The organism is Coriobacteriia bacterium, assembly GCA_014859305.1.
Lineage (GTDB): Bacteria > Actinomycetota > Coriobacteriia > Anaerosomatales > Kmv31 > Kmv31.
Genome location: JACUUM010000012.1, coordinates 1 through 16,147, shown reverse-complemented (window position 1 = coordinate 16,147; position 16,147 = coordinate 1). Strand labels below are relative to the sequence as shown.

The 16,147-nt window shown below is 71.8% G+C and carries 16 protein-coding genes; 11 read left to right on the top strand and 5 right to left on the bottom strand.

Going from position 1 to position 16,147, the window contains the following annotated elements:
• The first annotated feature begins 78 nt into the window (after positions 1 to 78).
• Together IBX62_03415 and IBX62_03410 are read left to right on the top strand one after the other, a co-directional pair.
• Complete coding sequence (locus IBX62_03415; GenBank protein ID MBE0476130.1) at positions 79 to 1,188, top strand: SpoIIE family protein phosphatase; 1,110 nt, start codon at positions 79 to 81, stop codon at positions 1,186 to 1,188.
• Between the two features lie 77 nt (positions 1,189 to 1,265).
• A complete protein-coding gene (locus IBX62_03410; protein ID MBE0476129.1) occupies positions 1,266 to 2,534 on the top strand; it encodes an arginine deiminase in 1,269 nt (422 codons plus the stop codon).
• Between the two features lie 153 nt (positions 2,535 to 2,687).
• Here IBX62_03410 and IBX62_03405 read toward each other — a convergent pair whose 3' ends face one another.
• Positions 2,688 to 3,929, bottom strand: a complete 1,242-nt coding sequence (locus IBX62_03405) for a TIGR00300 family protein (protein ID MBE0476128.1) — start codon at positions 3,927 to 3,929, stop codon at positions 2,688 to 2,690.
• Between the two features lie 187 nt (positions 3,930 to 4,116).
• On the opposite strand from IBX62_03405, the gene IBX62_03400 reads away from it, so the two are divergent.
• On the top strand, positions 4,117 to 4,614 hold the full coding sequence (locus tag IBX62_03400) for a hypothetical protein (protein ID MBE0476127.1): 498 nt from the start codon (positions 4,117 to 4,119) through the stop codon (positions 4,612 to 4,614).
• A gap of 9 nt (positions 4,615 to 4,623) precedes the next feature.
• Here the strand turns inward: IBX62_03400 and IBX62_03395 are convergent, their stop codons facing one another.
• Positions 4,624 to 5,388 carry a hypothetical protein gene (locus tag IBX62_03395; GenBank protein ID MBE0476126.1) on the bottom strand — a complete coding sequence of 255 codons (765 nt, stop codon included), beginning with the start codon at positions 5,386 to 5,388 and terminating at the stop codon, positions 4,624 to 4,626.
• Between the two features lie 160 nt (positions 5,389 to 5,548).
• Here IBX62_03395 and IBX62_03390 point away from each other — a divergent pair, with 160 nt between their 5' ends.
• From IBX62_03390 to IBX62_03360, 7 genes are all read left to right on the top strand, one after another.
• Positions 5,549 to 6,232, top strand: a complete 684-nt coding sequence (locus tag IBX62_03390; protein MBE0476125.1) for a PASTA domain-containing protein — start codon at positions 5,549 to 5,551, stop codon at positions 6,230 to 6,232.
• A complete protein-coding gene (locus IBX62_03385) occupies positions 6,229 to 6,768 on the top strand; it encodes an L-2-amino-thiazoline-4-carboxylic acid hydrolase (GenBank protein ID MBE0476124.1) in 540 nt (179 codons plus the stop codon). Before IBX62_03390 ends, IBX62_03385 begins: the two co-directional genes overlap by 4 nt.
• A gap of 176 nt (positions 6,769 to 6,944) precedes the next feature.
• Entirely contained in the window at positions 6,945 to 7,148 is a 204-nt protein-coding gene (locus IBX62_03380; GenBank protein MBE0476123.1) for a cold-shock protein, read from the top strand.
• 261 nt (positions 7,149 to 7,409) lie between these two features.
• Complete coding sequence (locus IBX62_03375; protein MBE0476122.1) at positions 7,410 to 7,613, top strand: hypothetical protein; 204 nt, start codon at positions 7,410 to 7,412, stop codon at positions 7,611 to 7,613.
• A complete protein-coding gene (locus IBX62_03370) occupies positions 7,613 to 11,053 on the top strand; it encodes a hypothetical protein (protein MBE0476121.1) in 3,441 nt (1,146 codons plus the stop codon). The genes IBX62_03375 and IBX62_03370 overlap by 1 nt, the downstream gene beginning before the upstream one ends.
• Positions 11,054 to 11,132: 79 nt before the next feature.
• Positions 11,133 to 12,041, top strand: coding sequence for a hypothetical protein (locus tag IBX62_03365; protein MBE0476120.1), 909 nt, complete (start codon positions 11,133 to 11,135; stop codon positions 12,039 to 12,041).
• Positions 12,042 to 12,141: 100 nt separating this feature from the next.
• Entirely contained in the window at positions 12,142 to 12,942 is an 801-nt protein-coding gene (locus IBX62_03360; protein MBE0476119.1) for an amidohydrolase family protein, read from the top strand.
• Here IBX62_03360 and IBX62_03355 read toward each other — a convergent pair.
• From IBX62_03355 to IBX62_03345, 3 genes are all read right to left on the bottom strand, one after another.
• Positions 12,939 to 13,205: an RNA-binding protein gene (locus IBX62_03355; GenBank protein MBE0476118.1), complete on the bottom strand. Its 267-nt coding sequence runs from the start codon at positions 13,203 to 13,205 to the stop codon at positions 12,939 to 12,941. The two genes, IBX62_03360 and IBX62_03355, sit on opposite strands and share 4 nt — an antisense overlap.
• Before the next feature lie 101 nt (positions 13,206 to 13,306).
• Positions 13,307 to 14,086 (bottom strand): MerR family transcriptional regulator, encoded by a 780-nt coding sequence (locus IBX62_03350; protein MBE0476117.1) that lies wholly within the window; start codon positions 14,084 to 14,086, stop codon positions 13,307 to 13,309.
• Positions 14,087 to 14,166: 80 nt separating this feature from the next.
• Complete coding sequence (locus IBX62_03345) at positions 14,167 to 15,120, bottom strand: LCP family protein (protein MBE0476116.1); 954 nt, start codon at positions 15,118 to 15,120, stop codon at positions 14,167 to 14,169.
• Between the two features lie 130 nt (positions 15,121 to 15,250).
• On the opposite strand from IBX62_03345, the gene IBX62_03340 reads away from it, so the two are divergent.
• The coding region (locus IBX62_03340; protein ID MBE0476115.1) for a hypothetical protein at positions 15,251 to 16,147 on the top strand (897 nt) is incomplete at its 3' end.

The following is a 16,147-nucleotide window of genomic DNA, read 5'->3' as shown; positions in this document are numbered from 1 at the left end:
GCCGGGGTATCGGACAATGGGGGTGAGCGGCGGAAGCCGTGACGGTGCCGCATCGGCGGCGGGCGGGGGGAGGACGACGTGCGGGCCGAGGACCGACTCGTATCGCTTCGGGCCGTGCCGCCGTGGGTGCGCTCCCGCACCTGGACGGTCCCGATAGGCGTGCTGCTCGCCCTGGCGGTCGTGCTCGTCGGCTTGGTGGACGCGAGGACGGGCCTCGTGCCCGACCTCACGATCGTGTACCTGGTCCCCGTCCTGTCCGCCACCGTCTGGCGCGGTCTGCGTGGCGGCCTGGCCGTCGCCGTGTTCGCCACCGTCGTCGAGGCGCTCGCAGGCCCAGCGGTGCCGCGGATGGAGCCCGTCGCGTGGGCTGCGGACACGGTGACGCACTTCGCGGTGTTCCTCCTGGCGGTCCTGCTGCTCGACCGCGTGCTGCGGCAGCTGGACCAGCTCGTCGAGAGGGAGGCGGCTCGGCGGCGGGATTTCGAGATCGCGCGGGACGTGCAGCAGTCTCTGCTCTCGGGGAGCGCGGGCCACGTGCCCGGCCTGGACGTGGCCAGCCGGATCACGTACGCGCGCGAGGTCGGAGGCGACTACTACCTGGTGCGCCGGGAAGACGGCCGGCTGGTCTTCGCGGTGGCCGACATCTCCGGGAAGGGCTCGGCGGCCTCGCTGTTCACCGCCGTGCTGCACCAGTCGCTGACCGATTCCGTCTCGGCGGGCCGGGGGCTGAGCGAGACGATGAGTCGCGCCAACGTCACGATGAGCCGCCTGCTCCCGTCGACGATGTTCATCACGGCCTTCTTCGCGACGGTGACGCCCGAGGAGTTGTCGTTCATCGATGCCGGTCACGTCCCCCCGCTGCTCGTGAGGGCCGACGGCCGCAGCGAGCTGCTCGCGAGCGCAGGCGTCCTGCCCCTGGGTATCGAGTCGGACGTCCGCTACGACCCTCGGACGCGCGTGCTCGGGCCGGGCGACGTCGTCCTGGCGGTCACCGACGGTATCACGGACAGGCTCTCGCTCGACGTGGACGAGAGCCTGGACATACTCGCCGAGGTCGTACGGGCCCACATGGACGAGGACGTCGCCGCCATCGCCGACGCGGTCCTCGCCTCGGCGCTCGCGCACCGGCGGGTCGACGACGATGCCGCGTTGGTGTGCGTCAAGGTCACGAGCTCGCGGGCGGGCTGACGCGTCCGGGGGGCGGCGGCGGGCCGAGCCCGAGGGGCGGTACCATACGCGGTGGGTCCCGGACGGAGGGCGGAGACATGGGCGGCGGGTTCGGCGTGCACTCGGAGGCGGGCGTGCTCCGGCGCGTGCTCGTGCACCGGCCCGATCGCAGCCTGCTGCGTCTGACCCCGGCCAACCGCGGCGAGTTCCTCTTCGACGACGTCGTGTGGCTCGAACGCGCGCGGCGCGAGCACGACGCGTTCACAGCCGTGCTCCGCGACGCCGGCGTGGAGGTGCTGTGCGTGCAGGACCTGCTCGCCGAGACGCTGGCCGCCTCCGAGGAGGCCCGTCGGCGGATAGTGGAGAGAGCCGTGTCCTCGTACACCGTGGGCCTCTCCCTGGTCGACGAGTTCCGGGCGTATCTGCTGGCCATGCCGTCCGAGGCGCTCGCGGAGGCCCTCATCGGCGGTCTGCTCATCTCCGAGCTGGAAGGCGTGGACCTCGCGTCGCTGTCGCGCCGCTCTCTCGGGGCCGTGCTCGCCGAGGAGGACACGTTCGTGCTCCCGCCGCTGCCCAACACGCTGTTCACGCGCGACTCGAGCGCATGGGTCTACGGCGGGGTCGTCCTGCCGCCGCTGTTCTGGCATGCGCGGCGCCTCGAGGTGGCCATAGTGTCCATCGTCTACCGCTACCATCCCGTCTTCGCCGGCGGCGGCTTCAGGTTCTGGTATCCCCACGGAGGCGACGACGAGCGCTTCCCCGTGGAGGACGTCACCCCGGGCGCCACGCTGGAGGGCGGCGACGTGATGCCTGTCGGGCGCGGCGCGGTGCTCGTGGGGATGGGGCAGCGCACCACGGGCCGAATGGTCGAGCACACGGCCGACGCGCTGTTCGCCGCCGGAGCCGCCGAGCGCATCGTCGCCTGCAGGATGCGGCAGGACCGCTCGTACATGCACCTCGACACCGTATGCTGCCTCGTGGACCTCGACACGGTCACGATCTACCCGCCCGTCGTCGAGGGCATGAAGGTCTACAGCATGCGCCCCGGCGAGCGCGAGGGCTCCTTCGAGATCACCGAGGAGCGCGGCCTGCTCGAGGCGCTCGCGGACGTCCTGGGCGTTCGCAGGTTGCGCACCGTCCCTACCGGCGGCGACGAGCGCCACGCCGCCCGCGAGCAGTGGTACGACGCGAACAACGTGGTGGCTCTTCGGCCCGGGGTCGTCGTGGCCTACGCGCACAACGAGCAGACCAACGCGGGGTTGCGTGCGGCGGGCGTCGAGGTGATCGAGATCGAAGGCACCGAACTCGGCAAGGGCCGGGGTGGGACGCACTGCATGACCTGCCCTCTGATGCGTGAAGGGCTGTGACCGCAAGTCGCGCCGGGAAGTGCGGGTCCTCCGAACGGCGCGCGACGGGCGGTCCGCCTATGGGGTGCCGCCGGGCTCTGCTCTCGGGCAACCGTCTCCTCCGTCTGCCGGAACGGTGTCCGTCATGACGGCCGGGTCACCCCGACGGGCGTCTCAGGGCATCGGAGACCGACCGCGCAGCTCCTCGGCGAGCTGCTCGAGGAACAGACCGACGTCGGTCACCACCCCCATGGTCTGCCAGGAGCCGCGGTCGGCGAGCTTGGTGACGACCGCCGGGTTGATGTCGACGCATACCGTGTGGACGGAGGCGGGCAGCATGTTGCCCGTCGCGATGGAGTGCAGCATCGTGGAGAGCATGAGGCACGCGCCGGCTTCGCGCGCGTGGCGGCGCATCGCCTCCTGCGCCTCGATGGCGTCGGTGATCACCTCCGGCAGCGGCCCGTCGTCGCGTATCGAGCCGGCGAGCACGAACGGCGTGCCGGTCGCGACGAGCGTGTGCATGAGTCCCTTCGTGAGCACGCCGGCCTCCACGGCCTGCCGGATGCCGCCGTGCCTGCGTATCGTGTTGACGGCCCTCAGGTGGTGCTCGTGCCCTCCGGGTACCGGCAGGCCCTCTTCCAGCAGCACGCCCAGCGACGTCCCGTACAGCGCCCACTCGATGTCGTGGACCGCCACGGCGTTGCCACCGAAGAGCACGCTGACGTAGCCGAGCTCCACCAGGCGGGCGAGGTGCCCGGCGGCGCCGGTGTGCACGACCGCCGGGCCCGCCACGGCGATGACGTCCCGCCCTTCGCCCCGCACGTCGCGCAGCACGCGGGCCACCTCGCGGACGATGTAGGCCTTCGGCTTCTCCGAGGAGACCTCCGACCCCATGAACTCGAACGCCTGGCTCTCGCGCGGTCTCTCGTTGGGCGCCACGCGCAGGCCCTGCCGGCCGACCACGAACAGGTCGCCTGCCCGTACCGCCCCCATCGGCACGCCCTCGGCCATGCCCGCGCCGGTGTCGACGCGTACGCCAAGGTCCATCTCGGGGTACGCGACGCGCACCCACCGGCCGCTGAGGCGTACGAACGTCTCGAGGTTGGTGGTGGAGTAGAAGTCGTCGGGGAAGACGCCGTCGGCAGGCGCCGGCTGAAGCACGGCGTCCCCGGGGTCGAGGGGCACCGCGCCGTGTTCCTGGATGGCGATCAGGATGCCGGCCAGGTGGGTCTCGTCCTTGCCGAAGACCCGCAACTCCGCTACCGAGGTGTCCTCGTTGGTGCGGCCGACGTCGAAGCGCAGCGTCTCGAACTCGCCCTCCAGGTCCATGATGTCGTCCATGATGTGCGAGACGATACCCGAGTCGATCAGGTGCCCCTCGACGCGCACGTCCTCGAACGGACGACCTGCCGGCATCCTTCGCCTCCCGCTCCCCGTCGGTCTCGCGGACCCGATACGGAGCGGATGATACGGCATCCTCCGCCGGGAGTGCCGCCGCTGTCATCCCCAGCCGAGGACGTCCCGGCACGCCATTGGCTGCCGATGCCGTGGAAGCGAGAACACATCCGGCCGTTGGCCGGTGACGTCACCTGGAGTCCTTCCCATGCGTTTCCAGCGGATCGCGGTCGGCGTCGCATCGGCCGCCTTCGCGTTGTCCGTCGGCTACGCCCACACGGGCCTGTCGGCCCGTTCCCCCTCCGCCGACGAGGTTCTTCCAATGCCGGCGGCCGTCCTGCCCGAGGCCGCCGCGGCGTCCTCTCCCGGCCGGGCGGAGGCCGAGCGGCCCTCGGAGGAGCCGGACACCAGGGCGCTCCGGCGGCCCGCCCGGCGCGTGGTGTCGGAGCGGGAGGCGCGTGCGCAACGCCTGCTCGACCGCTACATCGAGCGGTACCCGATACTGGAGGGCGTGACGGTGGAATACGGGCCCACGCCCGGCGGAGCTCAGGCGGTCGCCTTCTACAGACAGGGGCGCATCGTGGTGGACCCGGGCCACGTCGCGAGCATCGAGCGGATCATGGCGCACGAGATCTGGCACGTCATCGACTGGCGCGACAACGGCCGGATCGACTGGGGCGAGAACGTCCCGCCCCGCGCCCGGTAGCGTCTCCGGCTAGGAGGCCTCCTCCGCCGGCGGGGCCGCGCGCCGCTCGCGGGCGTGCTCGACGGCCGCCTTCGCACCCTTCTCCAGGGTGCCGGCGAGCAGGAAGCCGGCGAGCAGGATCGCCGAGGCGACCATCTCGGCGGCATAGAGTCCGGTCGAGACCCCGGCGCGGGCCATCGAGCCCGCCGCCGCTATGACGATGGTCCCGATCGCGATCAGCACGTTGGCCCACATCCTGTACGCGTACTCGGCCTTGCGCGCGAAGCGCACGATCGACAGCACCGCGCCGCCGAGCAACAGCAGCGTGCCGGTGACGTTGAACGGCAGGGACATGATCCTCGGGAAGGAGCCCGAGGTCCCCAGCGCCTTGCCGCCCACCACGATCCCGGCGACGAGCTGGTCCTCGAGCAGGTCGGCGGTGAGGGCGCCGTAGAGGAAGACCGCGAGGCACACCAGCAGGAAACCGAGGTACAGCCGCGGCCACGTCCTGCCCTTCGAGAGCAGGTAGAGCGTCCCCAGACCGAGGAATCCCACCAGCGAGGCGGCCAGCACGATGTAGACGCGATACACGGCGGGGATCCAGTCGCCCGTGAACTCGGAGTACGCCTCCATCGCCGCAGCCACCGCGTACATCAGCAGGCCTACCGCCCACGCCAGCTGGTGGGGCTTCCGTCGGTCGGCCCACTGGAGCACCACCAGTCCGGTGAAGACGAAGCCGAGAAGCGCCGTCGCCGCCGGCCACCACCAGCCGGACCAGAACTCCTGACCGCCCACGCTCGTCGCCTCCTTCGTCCGGTTCCTCGGCCATCGATGCGCCGCGTCCCCGCCGCCGTCCGCCTACGCCTGGTAGTATATCGGGACGGCGGGGCGGGCGTCCGCGGGAAGGGCGCGCCGCGCGTCGAACCGGGGCTGACCGGGCGCGGAGGGGATACGGATGGCGGCGGCGGAGGGTGAGACGGGTCACCGGCGTGAGACCGACCGAAGGCGGCGGGCGCTCCTCGGCTCGCTCGTGCTCCTCGGCTCCGTCGCGGTCGTCGCCTGGTGGGCCCTCTCCCAGTCCGCGCTCGTGCCCGACGTGGCGGGGCTGACCCGTCCGCAGGCCGCCGAACGCCTCCAGGCATCCGGGTTCAACATGGGCGCGACGACCGTGACCGACGCGTCGGAGGGCGAGGATCCGGGGACGGTGATCGCGCAGGAGCCGCCGGCGGGCACCAGGCTCTTCCGCTCGTCCCGCATCGACGTCACCGTGGCGCGCGAGTTCGCCGAGGCGCCCGGGCGGCGGTCCGGATCGGCCGGCGCCCTCCTGTCGAGCGGATATCTCGATGCGCCGAAGGAGGGCCGCGAGGTCGACGACGTGAGGTCGGCTCCGGACTCTCCGCCCGCCGGCTCCGGCCCTCAGGTCCCGCTCGTCCTGCGGATGAGCGCCTCCGAGGCCCGGCGGGTCCTGGCGGCGGGAGGCTACGGCATCTCCGTCGCTCGACGGCCGTCGAGCACCTCCGTGCCCGCCGGACGCATCCTGCGGCAGGACCCTCCGCCGGGCGCGTTCGAGCCGCGGGGCACGGTCGTGGAGGTCTGGGTCTCGACCGGCCCTCCTCGCAGAGGAGGCTCACAGGGGTGAGAGGAAGGCGCGAGCTGCGCGGATCGGCGGCGCTTCGGTCGGCTCGTGCCGAGACGCGCGCGGCGTTCGAGAACCGCGCCCTGTTCTACCGTCACCTCCTGCAGGAGCTCGGCAGCGAGATCGGACGCGAGCGCGCCGCCGAGCTGATGCGGCGCGCGATCCGGCGGCGCGGCGCCGAGATCGGGGAGAAGTACCGCGCGGCAGCGGCCGAGCGCGACCTGGACGCCGTCGCGCGCATCTTCTGCGAGGAGTCACCGTGCGAGGGAGCGTTGTTCGAACCGGGGGTGGAGGAAGGTCCCGCCGAGGGACGGGTCGTGCTCAGGATGACGGCGTGCCCGCTCGTGGACGCATGGCGCGGGTCGGGGCTGCCGCCGGAAGAGGTCGATCTCCTGTGCGATGTCGCCGCAGCGGTGGATCACGGGACGTTCGAGGAGGCCGGGCTCCGGCTCACCTTCCTCGACCGCAGGGGGAGGCGCGGCTCCTCCCGGTGCCTGCTGGAGCTGCGGCTCCCCGGCCGGGAGGGCGGTGAAGCGTGACCACGGTCACAACGGCCGCCCGTCGCGGATCCGCCGCTCGACAGCATCGCCGTGGCCCGGGTATGATGCGCGACGGGCCGAAGAACGGCCCATCGGTTCGCGGCGTGATGCTCCGCGTACGCAAGCGGCAGAGGTCACGCCTTTGTTTTGCCCTGATGGGCGGAAGGATGAGTGGAATGGCAGAGGGTACGGTCAAGTGGTTCAATCCGGACAAGGGCTACGGGTTCATCTCGCGTGAGGACGGGGACGACCTGTTCGTCCACTTCAGTGAGATCCAGGGCGAGGGCTTCAAGACCCTCGACGAGGGTCAGTCGGTGTCGTTCGACATCACCACGGGCCAGAACGGCAAGCTGCAGGCGAGTAACGTCCACAAGCTCTAGCGTCCTCCCGCGGGCCCGTCCCGCGTACGTCGTTCACGAGAGCCGGCCTCCTTGCGGGGGGCCGGCTCTCGCCTTCCCGAGGACGTCCGAACGAGCAGGGAGAGTCGCCGGTCCTGCGCGGAGTCGTCTCGACACGGACATTGAAGTCCGCCCAAGAGGTTGCCGATAGCCACACTGGGGCAGACGTGAGATTCTTCACGAGGAGGGACGGACCAGGTCGGAGGGAAGGAGCCGCCCTCGCGCGACCGGCAGGGGGCCGCCATGAGCAAGCTCTACGAGTACAGCACACGGATCCAGCGGCATATCGAGCAGAACGGGCTGGACGTATTCCGCACGAGGGGGGAACTGGCGCTCAAGGCCGGCTTCCTCGTCACCTTGATCGAGCCCGACGACCCCGACGAGCCCGAGAAGGTCCAGGCGCTGCGCAAGGCGGCGCTGGACGTCCTCGGCCTGCAGCTGGACTGATGGAGACGCGGCCGCCATCGCCGCCCCGACAGAGGCCTGCGAGCCGCAAGAAGGCGGGTTACGCCCTCTTCGCGCTCTCCGGGGTACTGGCGCTCGGTTTCGCCATGGTGTGGAACCCGCCCACCGCCAAGGTCCACTCCTTCAGCGCGGTCAGCGACTACGACCCCGTCAAGGAGAGCGGCTGCACGAACTCGGGGCAGGGGTGTCACGGCGAGGATCGCGACTACGCCGACTTCAACGCGTACCACCCCGACGCGAAGTGCACGAGATGCCACGACTACCAGGGAGTCGGCTGCATCCCGTGCCATTCGCCGAAAGCCAGCGAGTGCGTCGAGTGCCACGACGGCAGCAGGGAAGGCGTCTCGGACTGCGTCCGCCTGAGCGACCCGTACCCGCGCGGCCACTATGGCGAGACCACGCACACGGCGACGGGAACGGACTTCGACCAAGAGGTCCGCACCGCCGCCGAGGGCGAAGCGGCCGCCACCTGCGGGCAGTGTCACTCCCGCGACCTGCTCGAGGCTCACACCGGAGTCCCCGTGGTGCCCGGAAGCGAGTACGGCCCGGACGTCGGGTGCGGCGAGTGCCACAACGACGTCCGCTCCCGGGGACTGGCCGAGGTGCTCTCGGACTGGAAGGGCAGGCGCTGCGAGGACTGCCATGCCATCGGCACGTCCTCTCCGATGCACGGGGCCGAGGTCGCAGGTTCGGTGGAGGCGACAGGCTCGGAGGGCTGCGCCGCCAGCGGGCCGGGCTGCCACGACTCGGAGGATCTGCACGCAGCTCACCCCGACGCGCCGGAGAGCTGCTCGGGGTCGGCGGCCGACGGGGAGCCGGGCTGCCACGACTTCGAGGTGGAGTCGCACCAGCCGACGGCGCGGTCGTGCGGGTCCGCCGACGCAGGCGCTTGCCACGGCAGCCGCGAGCCGGGCACCTTCAGTCACGAGCACGACCGCGAGGTCCACTCGCCCGAGACGGACGGTCCCTCGGCGGACGCTTCGTCCTTCGGGATACCGTGCGGAAGGTGCCACGTGATGGCGCCCGACGGTCGCAGCCTCGTGGACGAGCACGCGCGGCCCACGTCGGCCAAGAGCACGGCACCCGACGACGTCTGCCGCAACTGTCACAACCACCCGGCCTCGCTGGAGGCGGTCGCCGACGACTGGGAGCTGCGCGACTCGCAGCGGTCCTGCGAGGCTTGTCACGGGCGAGAAGGGCTCGACGCGGCGCACACCGGCGACATGGCGGCGTTGCACGCCGCTGAGCGCAGCGATGGCTGCGCCGACACGGGCCCGGGCTGCCATCCGACCGGCGCGCTGAACGACATCGGTTCGCCTAGGGTGGACGGAGGGCTGCACGAGGGGTGCCTGCGCTGCCACGACCGCACATCGTCGGGGGGCAACCGGTCCTACGACCCCGGCGCGAAGTCGTGCGGGCAGGGACGTGACTGTCACGACGCGGCCGGGGCGTACGATCCGAAGCGATCCGTGCACGACGGGGCCGGCGGGCGCGCCGACGGTTCGGACGACTCCCACCACCGGGCGGGCAGGCGGCAGCGGGACGCGCGGTACCGGGACCCGGAGACGGGCGTCTCCACGGCATGCGGAGCCTGCCACTCGATGCGGCTCGGCGTCGAGCACGCCCGCCCCAACACCGGCTTCCCCGCTGGCGGCACGTGCCGGTGGTGCCACAACCGCAACCTCGCCTCGGCCAGCGTCGTCAAGGGGGACTGGTCGGCACGCTCCACTTCGCGTGCCTGCGCGGCCTGCCATGACGGAACCGCCGCGGCGGCGCCCCATGGCCGAGTCGACTCGGTGCATGGGGGCATCGAACTGCGGCTCGACGGTACTCCGGAGAAGGGGGCATGCGTGCGGTCGGGCTGCCACGACACCGCCGCCCTCAGGCGGGTACACGAGCGCTTCGGCTGCACGGTCCGCGGCTGCCATGCGTCCTCGGGCGACATCCGAGGACGGGGAGTCACCGGATGCGGCGGGATGGACGCGGCCACGAGTTGCCATTCCGGGTACTCCGCCCTCACGGGCCACAAGGACGTCGACGCCATCCATGCCGCCGTCGAGCGCGCGCCCGACGGCGTCGTCGAGAAGGGTGCGTGCGCGGTCTCCGGCTGCCACCCGTACACCGACGTGAGGGAGCTGCACGCCGAGAAGGGATGCGTGATAGCGGGCTGCCACGACGCCGGCGCCACCCGCCTGATGAGCTGCGGCGGCAGCGACGGTGCCGAGGGGTGTCACGCCGGGTACTGGGCGCGCAACCACTTCGTGGACCACTCCGCCGACCGGACGGGCGTCGTCGATGGAGTGACCTACGGGCCCGGCGGCAACGAGGGCTGCTTCGGCTGTCACCAGACGAGTCTCATCTACGAGCACATGCGCCAGCTCGCCGGCGGCACGCTCGAGGGCGGCGGGGTCAACCACTGCCGTGTCTGCCACTACAACGCCGACGACCCCGGCACGGGTCGCTACGCCGGGCTGCCGGCCGTCCGCGCGGCCATCGCGGGCAGCGACGCACGCTGCGTCGCCTGTCACGCCAGCGGTACGGCGGTGGACGGTCCCGGCGCGGTGGCCTCGCCGCACAAGCAGGTCTCCTCGGTCGATCCGCTGCCGTCCGGCAAGGTGTGGGCCGACCCGCTCTCGGAGTGGAGGGCGGCCCTCTCGGGTCCGACCGGCGGCGGACACAACGTGCTGCCCGGCGCGCTCGCGGGGGTGCCGGACACCAAGAGCTTCCCGCTCAGCGAATTCGTGGTGAACGGCTCGGCGTACGTGTGGGCGCTCCCGCCCAACAGCGGCTCGACGACCTGGCTGAGGCCGGAACCCTTCGCGCCGGACGCCGTCTCCAGTCCCGAGTCGATCCGCGGTATCACGATCCGCTGCGACGACTGCCACCTCATGCCCGAGGAGGCGCGCGGCCCGCAGGGCGCGACCGTGCGCGTCTACATCGATCCCGAGTACAGCCAGACCGAGTACGCGAACCCGACGACGGAAGCTCACCAGTTCTACGCTACCGGAACGGAGCGCGTTGTCTGCTTCAAGTGCCACCCGATCCAGGCCGGCGACGGGCTGGTGCCTGGCGGTCACTCGCTGCACGGGCGCCACGCCACCTACAGAGGGCATCCCTACGACGCTCCCGACCCGCGGCACTGGGGCGCCAAATGCATCGACTGCCACGTGCGCATCCCGCACGCGTGGAAGCGGCCGCGCCTGCTCGCGCGCACCGTCGAGACGACCGACGGCGTCGAGCCCGACGAGTACCCCTACGTGCGCGAGGGTCACGACGGGCTCGTAGGCATCGTCCTGCGCAGCTTCAACTCGCACGCGGACCTGCGGTCCGGCTCGTGCGCCACGGGCGGGTGCTACGAGAACCACACCCCGGCGCGGCATCCCGAGCCGCAGGACATTCCGGATGCGGAGTACTGGCCGTAGGGACCGGAAGGGGAGTGCCGGGAGGGGCGATGATGCAGGAGAAGGCGGCCGGCGCGGTTCGGCCGGGAGGAGGTCAGCGATGAAGAACGTATCGATACGGACGAAGATACTCGCAACCCTCGTGCTGGTGAACGTGCTCGGCGCCATCGCCGTCGCGGTGCACCTGCACAACTCGTACTCGGCCGGACTGGACGTCGCAGCCGAGAAGGCGATGCGGCAAGGCTCCGGCGCATGGGACCAGTTCTCCGAGGGGGTCGACCCCACCGACGCGGCGGCGGTCGCGTTGACCCTGAGGAAGATGAGCGCGGTCACGGGGACCCAGTACGGCCTGCTCCTGGACAAGAGCGCCACCGACGCCGAGGCGTACGCCGCGAGCCGCGAGAAGGCCGGACTGGCGGACAACTGGGAGGAGGGCGAAGCCTACGCGCTCATCGCCGCGACGGACGAGAGAGCCGCCGACAGGATGCAGTTCCAGGTGCCCCCCGAGACGGTTCCCGAGATCGGGAGGATCGTCGGGATCGAGAACGGCGCGTGCACCAAGACATGTCACGACAACGTCCACGAGGAGGGGGCGTACTGGGCCGTCTCCTGGAGCGACGACGGCAGGAGCCGCTCGCACGCGGTCTTCCCCATCGCGGAGGAGTCGGGCAAGCCGGTCGGGGTCGTCTACATGGTGGAGGACATCTCAGAGCAGGCGGACCGCGCAGAGGGCACTCTGATCCGGACGATGCTCGTCATCGGCGTCACGCTCCTCGTCGCCACGCTGGTGTTGGGCGCGCTCATCGACGTGCTCATGTTCAAGAGGCTCAACAGCATGGTCGCCTCCGTCCACGAGCTGTCGCTGCGCATGGCCGGCGGCGACTTCGACGCCCACTTCGAGCCCGACGGGACGAACGACGAGATCGGCAAGTTCGAGCAGTTCTTCTCGAACCTGATCGAGGTCATGTCCGGGACGCTGAAGTCGCTGAGCCAGAAGAAGGCCGGCTAGGCGACAGCCCGTCCTTCGTCTCTCGCGGAACCGGGGCCCGCCCGCGTGCCGCCGCGGCCGGGCCCCGTCCGCTTCGTCGGCGGCGCGGTACACTACGCCCGTGATCGTCGACGTGCACACCCACGCGTTCCCTGACGCCGTCGCCGGCCCGGCCATGGCCCGTCTGGCCGCCGAGGGCGGCATCCCCGCCTACGCGGACGGCACCGTGGCAGGACTCGTGAGGGAGATGGACCGCGCCGGCATCGACGTCGCGGTCCTGCAACCCGTCGCCACGAACCCGGCGAGCGTGGCGAGGGTCAACGACTGGGCGGCGTCGACGGCCTCGGAGCGCATCGTGCCGTTCGGCGCCATGCATCCCGATCTGGCCGACGCGCCCGCCGAGATCGAGCGGATGGCTGCTCTGGGGATGCGCGGCTTCAAGCTCCACCCCGAGTACCAGGCGTTCGGACCGGCCGAGCCGCGCCTGGAGCCCGTCCTGCGGGCCGCGGCCGAGCACGGCATGACCGTGCTGTTCCATGCGGGGGCGGACCACGCTTTCGATACCGTGAGGGGCGCGCCGGAGGCCTTCGCGGCCATGCTCGACGCCCACCCCGGTCTCGTAGCGGTCCTCGCGCATATGGGCGGCTTCCGGGAGTGGGAGGGCGTCAGCCGGCACCTTGTGGGACGCGACGTGTACTTCGACACCGCGTTCACCCTCGGACATCTGCCCGACGAGGAGTTCGTGCGGATCGTGCGGGCCCACGGCGTGGGCCGCGTGCTGTTCGGGACGGACGGGCCGTGGACGCGGATGGCCGAGGAGCTCCGCCGGCTGCGCTCGCTTCCGCTGTCCGCCGAGGAACTCGACGCGATCCTGGGAGGCAACGCCGCCGGGCTGCTCGGTCTGTCCCCTCGCGGTGACTAGAAGCGCGGGCCGCCTCTGCGCTCCTGCGGCATGGCCTCGTTGACCCGCAGCGAGCGCCCGTCGACCTCGGCGCCGTCGAGGGCTCGGATGGCCTCGTTCGCCTGGTTGTCGTCGGGCATCTCCACGAACCCGAACCCCTTGCTGCGTCCGGTGTCGCGGTCCACGATGACCTTCGCGTCGGTCACGTCCCCGTGCTGGCCGAAGACCTCCGCCAGCCGTTCGTCGGTGGTCGAATACGCTAGGTTGCCCACGTACAGTCTCATGCGCGCCTGCCGCCCTCCGCATTGCTCGACGGACATACAACGCGGTTGATACCCAAAGGGGCGGACGGTCATTGACGCCCGCCCGCTCGCGTGGGCGCCTGCTACGCGGTGCGCCGCGCGTTGGCCTCGATCGCGTCGCGGAACCATCGCGCCAAGCCCTCGCGGTGCTCGTCGTAGTGCGCCGTGAACCGCGCGTCCTCGACGTACATCTCGCCGAGGCAGGCGTGCATCTCGCGGGAGCACGGGTAGAACCACCTGTCGACGTGCAGCCGTGCCTCGTCGGCGACGTCCATCGCGCGGGGGTCCTCCGGCGACACGCCGGCGTCGAAGAGCTCGAGCATGCGGACCATCTGCGCCTCGCCCTCGTCCTTGATGCGCTCCCAGTCTGCCCTCGTGTAGTGCTTCGTGCGGCGCGCCGACTCCTTGTACGCCTCGGTGTCGCCCCAGCGCTCCTCGGCTTCGGCCTCGTACTGCTCGGGGTCGGACTCCCCGAAGACCTCGAACATCTCCTCGTCGCTCATCGGTGTCGCTCCTTCCATGGCCGCCAGTGCCCCGTCGATCGCGGCGAGCATCGCCTCCGCTCGCTCGGCCTTCTCCGCGAGCAGCTCGCGCTGGACCAGCAGCGCCTCGCGCCGGTCGAAGCCCGGATCGGTCATGATCCCTCGGATCTCCTCCAGAGCGAAGCCCAGCTCCTTGAAGAAGAGGGCCTGCTGCAGGCGCCGGAGGTCGGCGCTTCCGTACAGCCGGTAGCCGGCCTCCGTGCGCCCGGAGGGGCACAGGAGCCCTACGGCGTCGTAGTGGTGCAGGGTGCGGACGCTCACCTTGGCCAGCCTCGCCAGCTCGCCCACCGTGTACGTCCTCTGTCCCGCTCGCGGTGCCACCGCCTCCGCCTCCGTTCCGTCCGCACGGGGTGACCATAGACCCTGACGCTACGTCAGGGTCAACCCGTCGAGGATGAAGGTCACCGGCCGACCGGAGCGGTGGCCTCGGTGCCGGAGAAGTGGCGCACCGTCTCGAGGAGCTTCCGGTCCCCGGCGGAGAGCCGCTTCCCGCCGTCCTGACCGCTCGCGGGCAACCGGGACTGGGGCACCTCGGAGTCCGCCGCCTCTCGCATGGCCGTACCGAGGCGCAACATCTCCCCGCCGCCCATGTCGGTCTCCACGGAGCGCGAAGCCGACAGGAGCAGCGACAGGCCCTGAGGGGAGAGCAGCCGCTCCCTCGCCTGGGTCAGGGCGGCGGCCGCGACGAGCGCGCCGGAGCGGGGGTCGGCCCCGCCCCGCGCGTACTCCAAGACGGCCTCGCCGTCGAGCCTCAAGGTCTCGTCGCCGTCGGCGGGTGGTGACTCCGCGGTCCCGTCGGAGTCCGCCATCCGGGCGGCGTCCCCGCCGAGGAGGGCCGGCTCGACCCGCACGCCTCCCATGGTGTCCACGGCGTCGGCCAGCCCCTCGGTCCGGAACGAGACGTAGTGGTGGACGGGCAACCCGGTCAGGCGCTTGACCGCGCGGATGACCCCGGCCGTCCCGGCCGAGGCGTAGGAGTCGCTCACGCTCGCCTCGCCTGGCTCGCCCGCGACCTTCGTCGCAGACGGGACCCACAGCACGGAGACGGCCGCGGAAGCCGGGTCCAGGCGGGCGAGCAGCAGCGTTCTCACGAGCGCCTTCCCGTCCTCACGGTCGGTGCCCATCACGACCACGTATGTCGGGGGGCTGACCGCCGGCCCGCCCGATCGCGGAGCGGGTGGGGGCGGCGGGGTGAGTTCGCGCGACACGGCGTCCGCCGTGCGCGGAGACGGCCGGACGTTCGAGGAGAGCTGCGACAGCAGAGCCATCGCGGCTCCCAGGACCAGCGCGAGGGCTGCGAGCGCGAGGCGCACCTCGGGGCGGGCGAGCAGGCGTGTGTCCGGCTGGTCGGGCATCGGCCTTCGGGCAAGCACCTCGCGTGCCGCCTCCGTCGGTGAGCGGGCTCCTCGGGTAAGCTGATGGTCACACAGGAGGGACGAGGCGCGGGACCGGGAGGTCGATGGCAGGCACCGGAGCGATCGGACCATGAAGGAGATCCGAGGGGGCCTGGCCCATCTCGTCCGCCCCGGGGCGCCCGCGGTCTTCGTGACCGGCGGTCCGCCCGCCCGGCCCTTCCCCGGTCCCGGACCGGTCACCTTCTCGAACCCCGCCTTCGCGCTCCACCACGCGCGCTCGTGGGGCTCGCCCTTCGTGCTCGGGTGGATGCCGCCGCTGCACACGCTGGCCCACCCGGGCGACGACGCCCCCCGCTCCGTGATCGAGCGCTGGCTCGAGGGCCTCGCGGAGCTGTCGGCCGGCGGCGTGCCACCGGCGGTGCAGGTGTGGGGCCCGCTGACGCTGGCCGCCGAGCGCGAGGGCACTGCGGAGGTGCTCCGGCTGGCGATCGAGGACGCGCACGCCGCGGAGCAGGCGATCGCCGCGGGCCTGAGAGCGGTCATGGACGTGCTGCCGCGGGCCCTGGCCCGGGCACGGGTCGCGACGCCCCCGGTGCTCGCGTGGGTCGCGGAGCCCATGGTCGCGCTCCTGGACCCCGAGAGGCTGCAGCGCCTGTGGCTGCCGGTTCTGAGGCGGGTGACCGCGACGGCTTCCTCCGCAGGTGCCGAGGTGGTCGTCCATGCCAGCGGACGGGCCCTGCACGCGGTACCCGTCGCAGCGCTCGCGGGGGTCGGCGGCATCTCTGTCGGCTCGGGCACCCCCTTGGCCGCGGCCGGGGACGCGCTCCCCGCAGGGGCCGTCGTCTTCGGGAACCTCGATTCGATGCGGCTGCTCGACTGGGACGAGGCGCGGCTGCGGGAGGCCGGAGCGGCGATGGCACGGGAGATGCCGGGGAGGCGCTGGGTGGGCACCCCGGGTTCGGCGGTCAGCGCGGACACCCCGGTAGGCGCTCTGGAGGCGTTCCGCTCGGGCGTCCTCGGCGCGGGG

Coding starts and splice junctions, on each gene's coding strand:
- IBX62_03380 (MBE0476123.1), top strand. CDS start 6,945: ATGGCAGAGGGTACGGTCAAGTGGTTCAATCCGGACAAGGGCTACGGG.
- IBX62_03390 (MBE0476125.1), top strand. CDS start 5,549: ATGGCGGCGGCGGAGGGTGAGACGGGTCACCGGCGTGAGACCGACCGA.
- IBX62_03355 (MBE0476118.1), bottom strand. CDS start 13,205: ATGAGACTGTACGTGGGCAACCTAGCGTATTCGACCACCGACGAACGG.
- IBX62_03405 (MBE0476128.1), bottom strand. CDS start 3,929: ATGCCGGCAGGTCGTCCGTTCGAGGACGTGCGCGTCGAGGGGCACCTG.
- IBX62_03410 (MBE0476129.1), top strand. CDS start 1,266: ATGGGCGGCGGGTTCGGCGTGCACTCGGAGGCGGGCGTGCTCCGGCGC.
- IBX62_03365 (MBE0476120.1), top strand. CDS start 11,133: ATGAAGAACGTATCGATACGGACGAAGATACTCGCAACCCTCGTGCTG.
- IBX62_03370 (MBE0476121.1), top strand. CDS start 7,613: ATGGAGACGCGGCCGCCATCGCCGCCCCGACAGAGGCCTGCGAGCCGC.
- IBX62_03345 (MBE0476116.1), bottom strand. CDS start 15,120: ATGCCCGACCAGCCGGACACACGCCTGCTCGCCCGCCCCGAGGTGCGC.
- IBX62_03400 (MBE0476127.1), top strand. CDS start 4,117: ATGCGTTTCCAGCGGATCGCGGTCGGCGTCGCATCGGCCGCCTTCGCG.
- IBX62_03375 (MBE0476122.1), top strand. CDS start 7,410: ATGAGCAAGCTCTACGAGTACAGCACACGGATCCAGCGGCATATCGAG.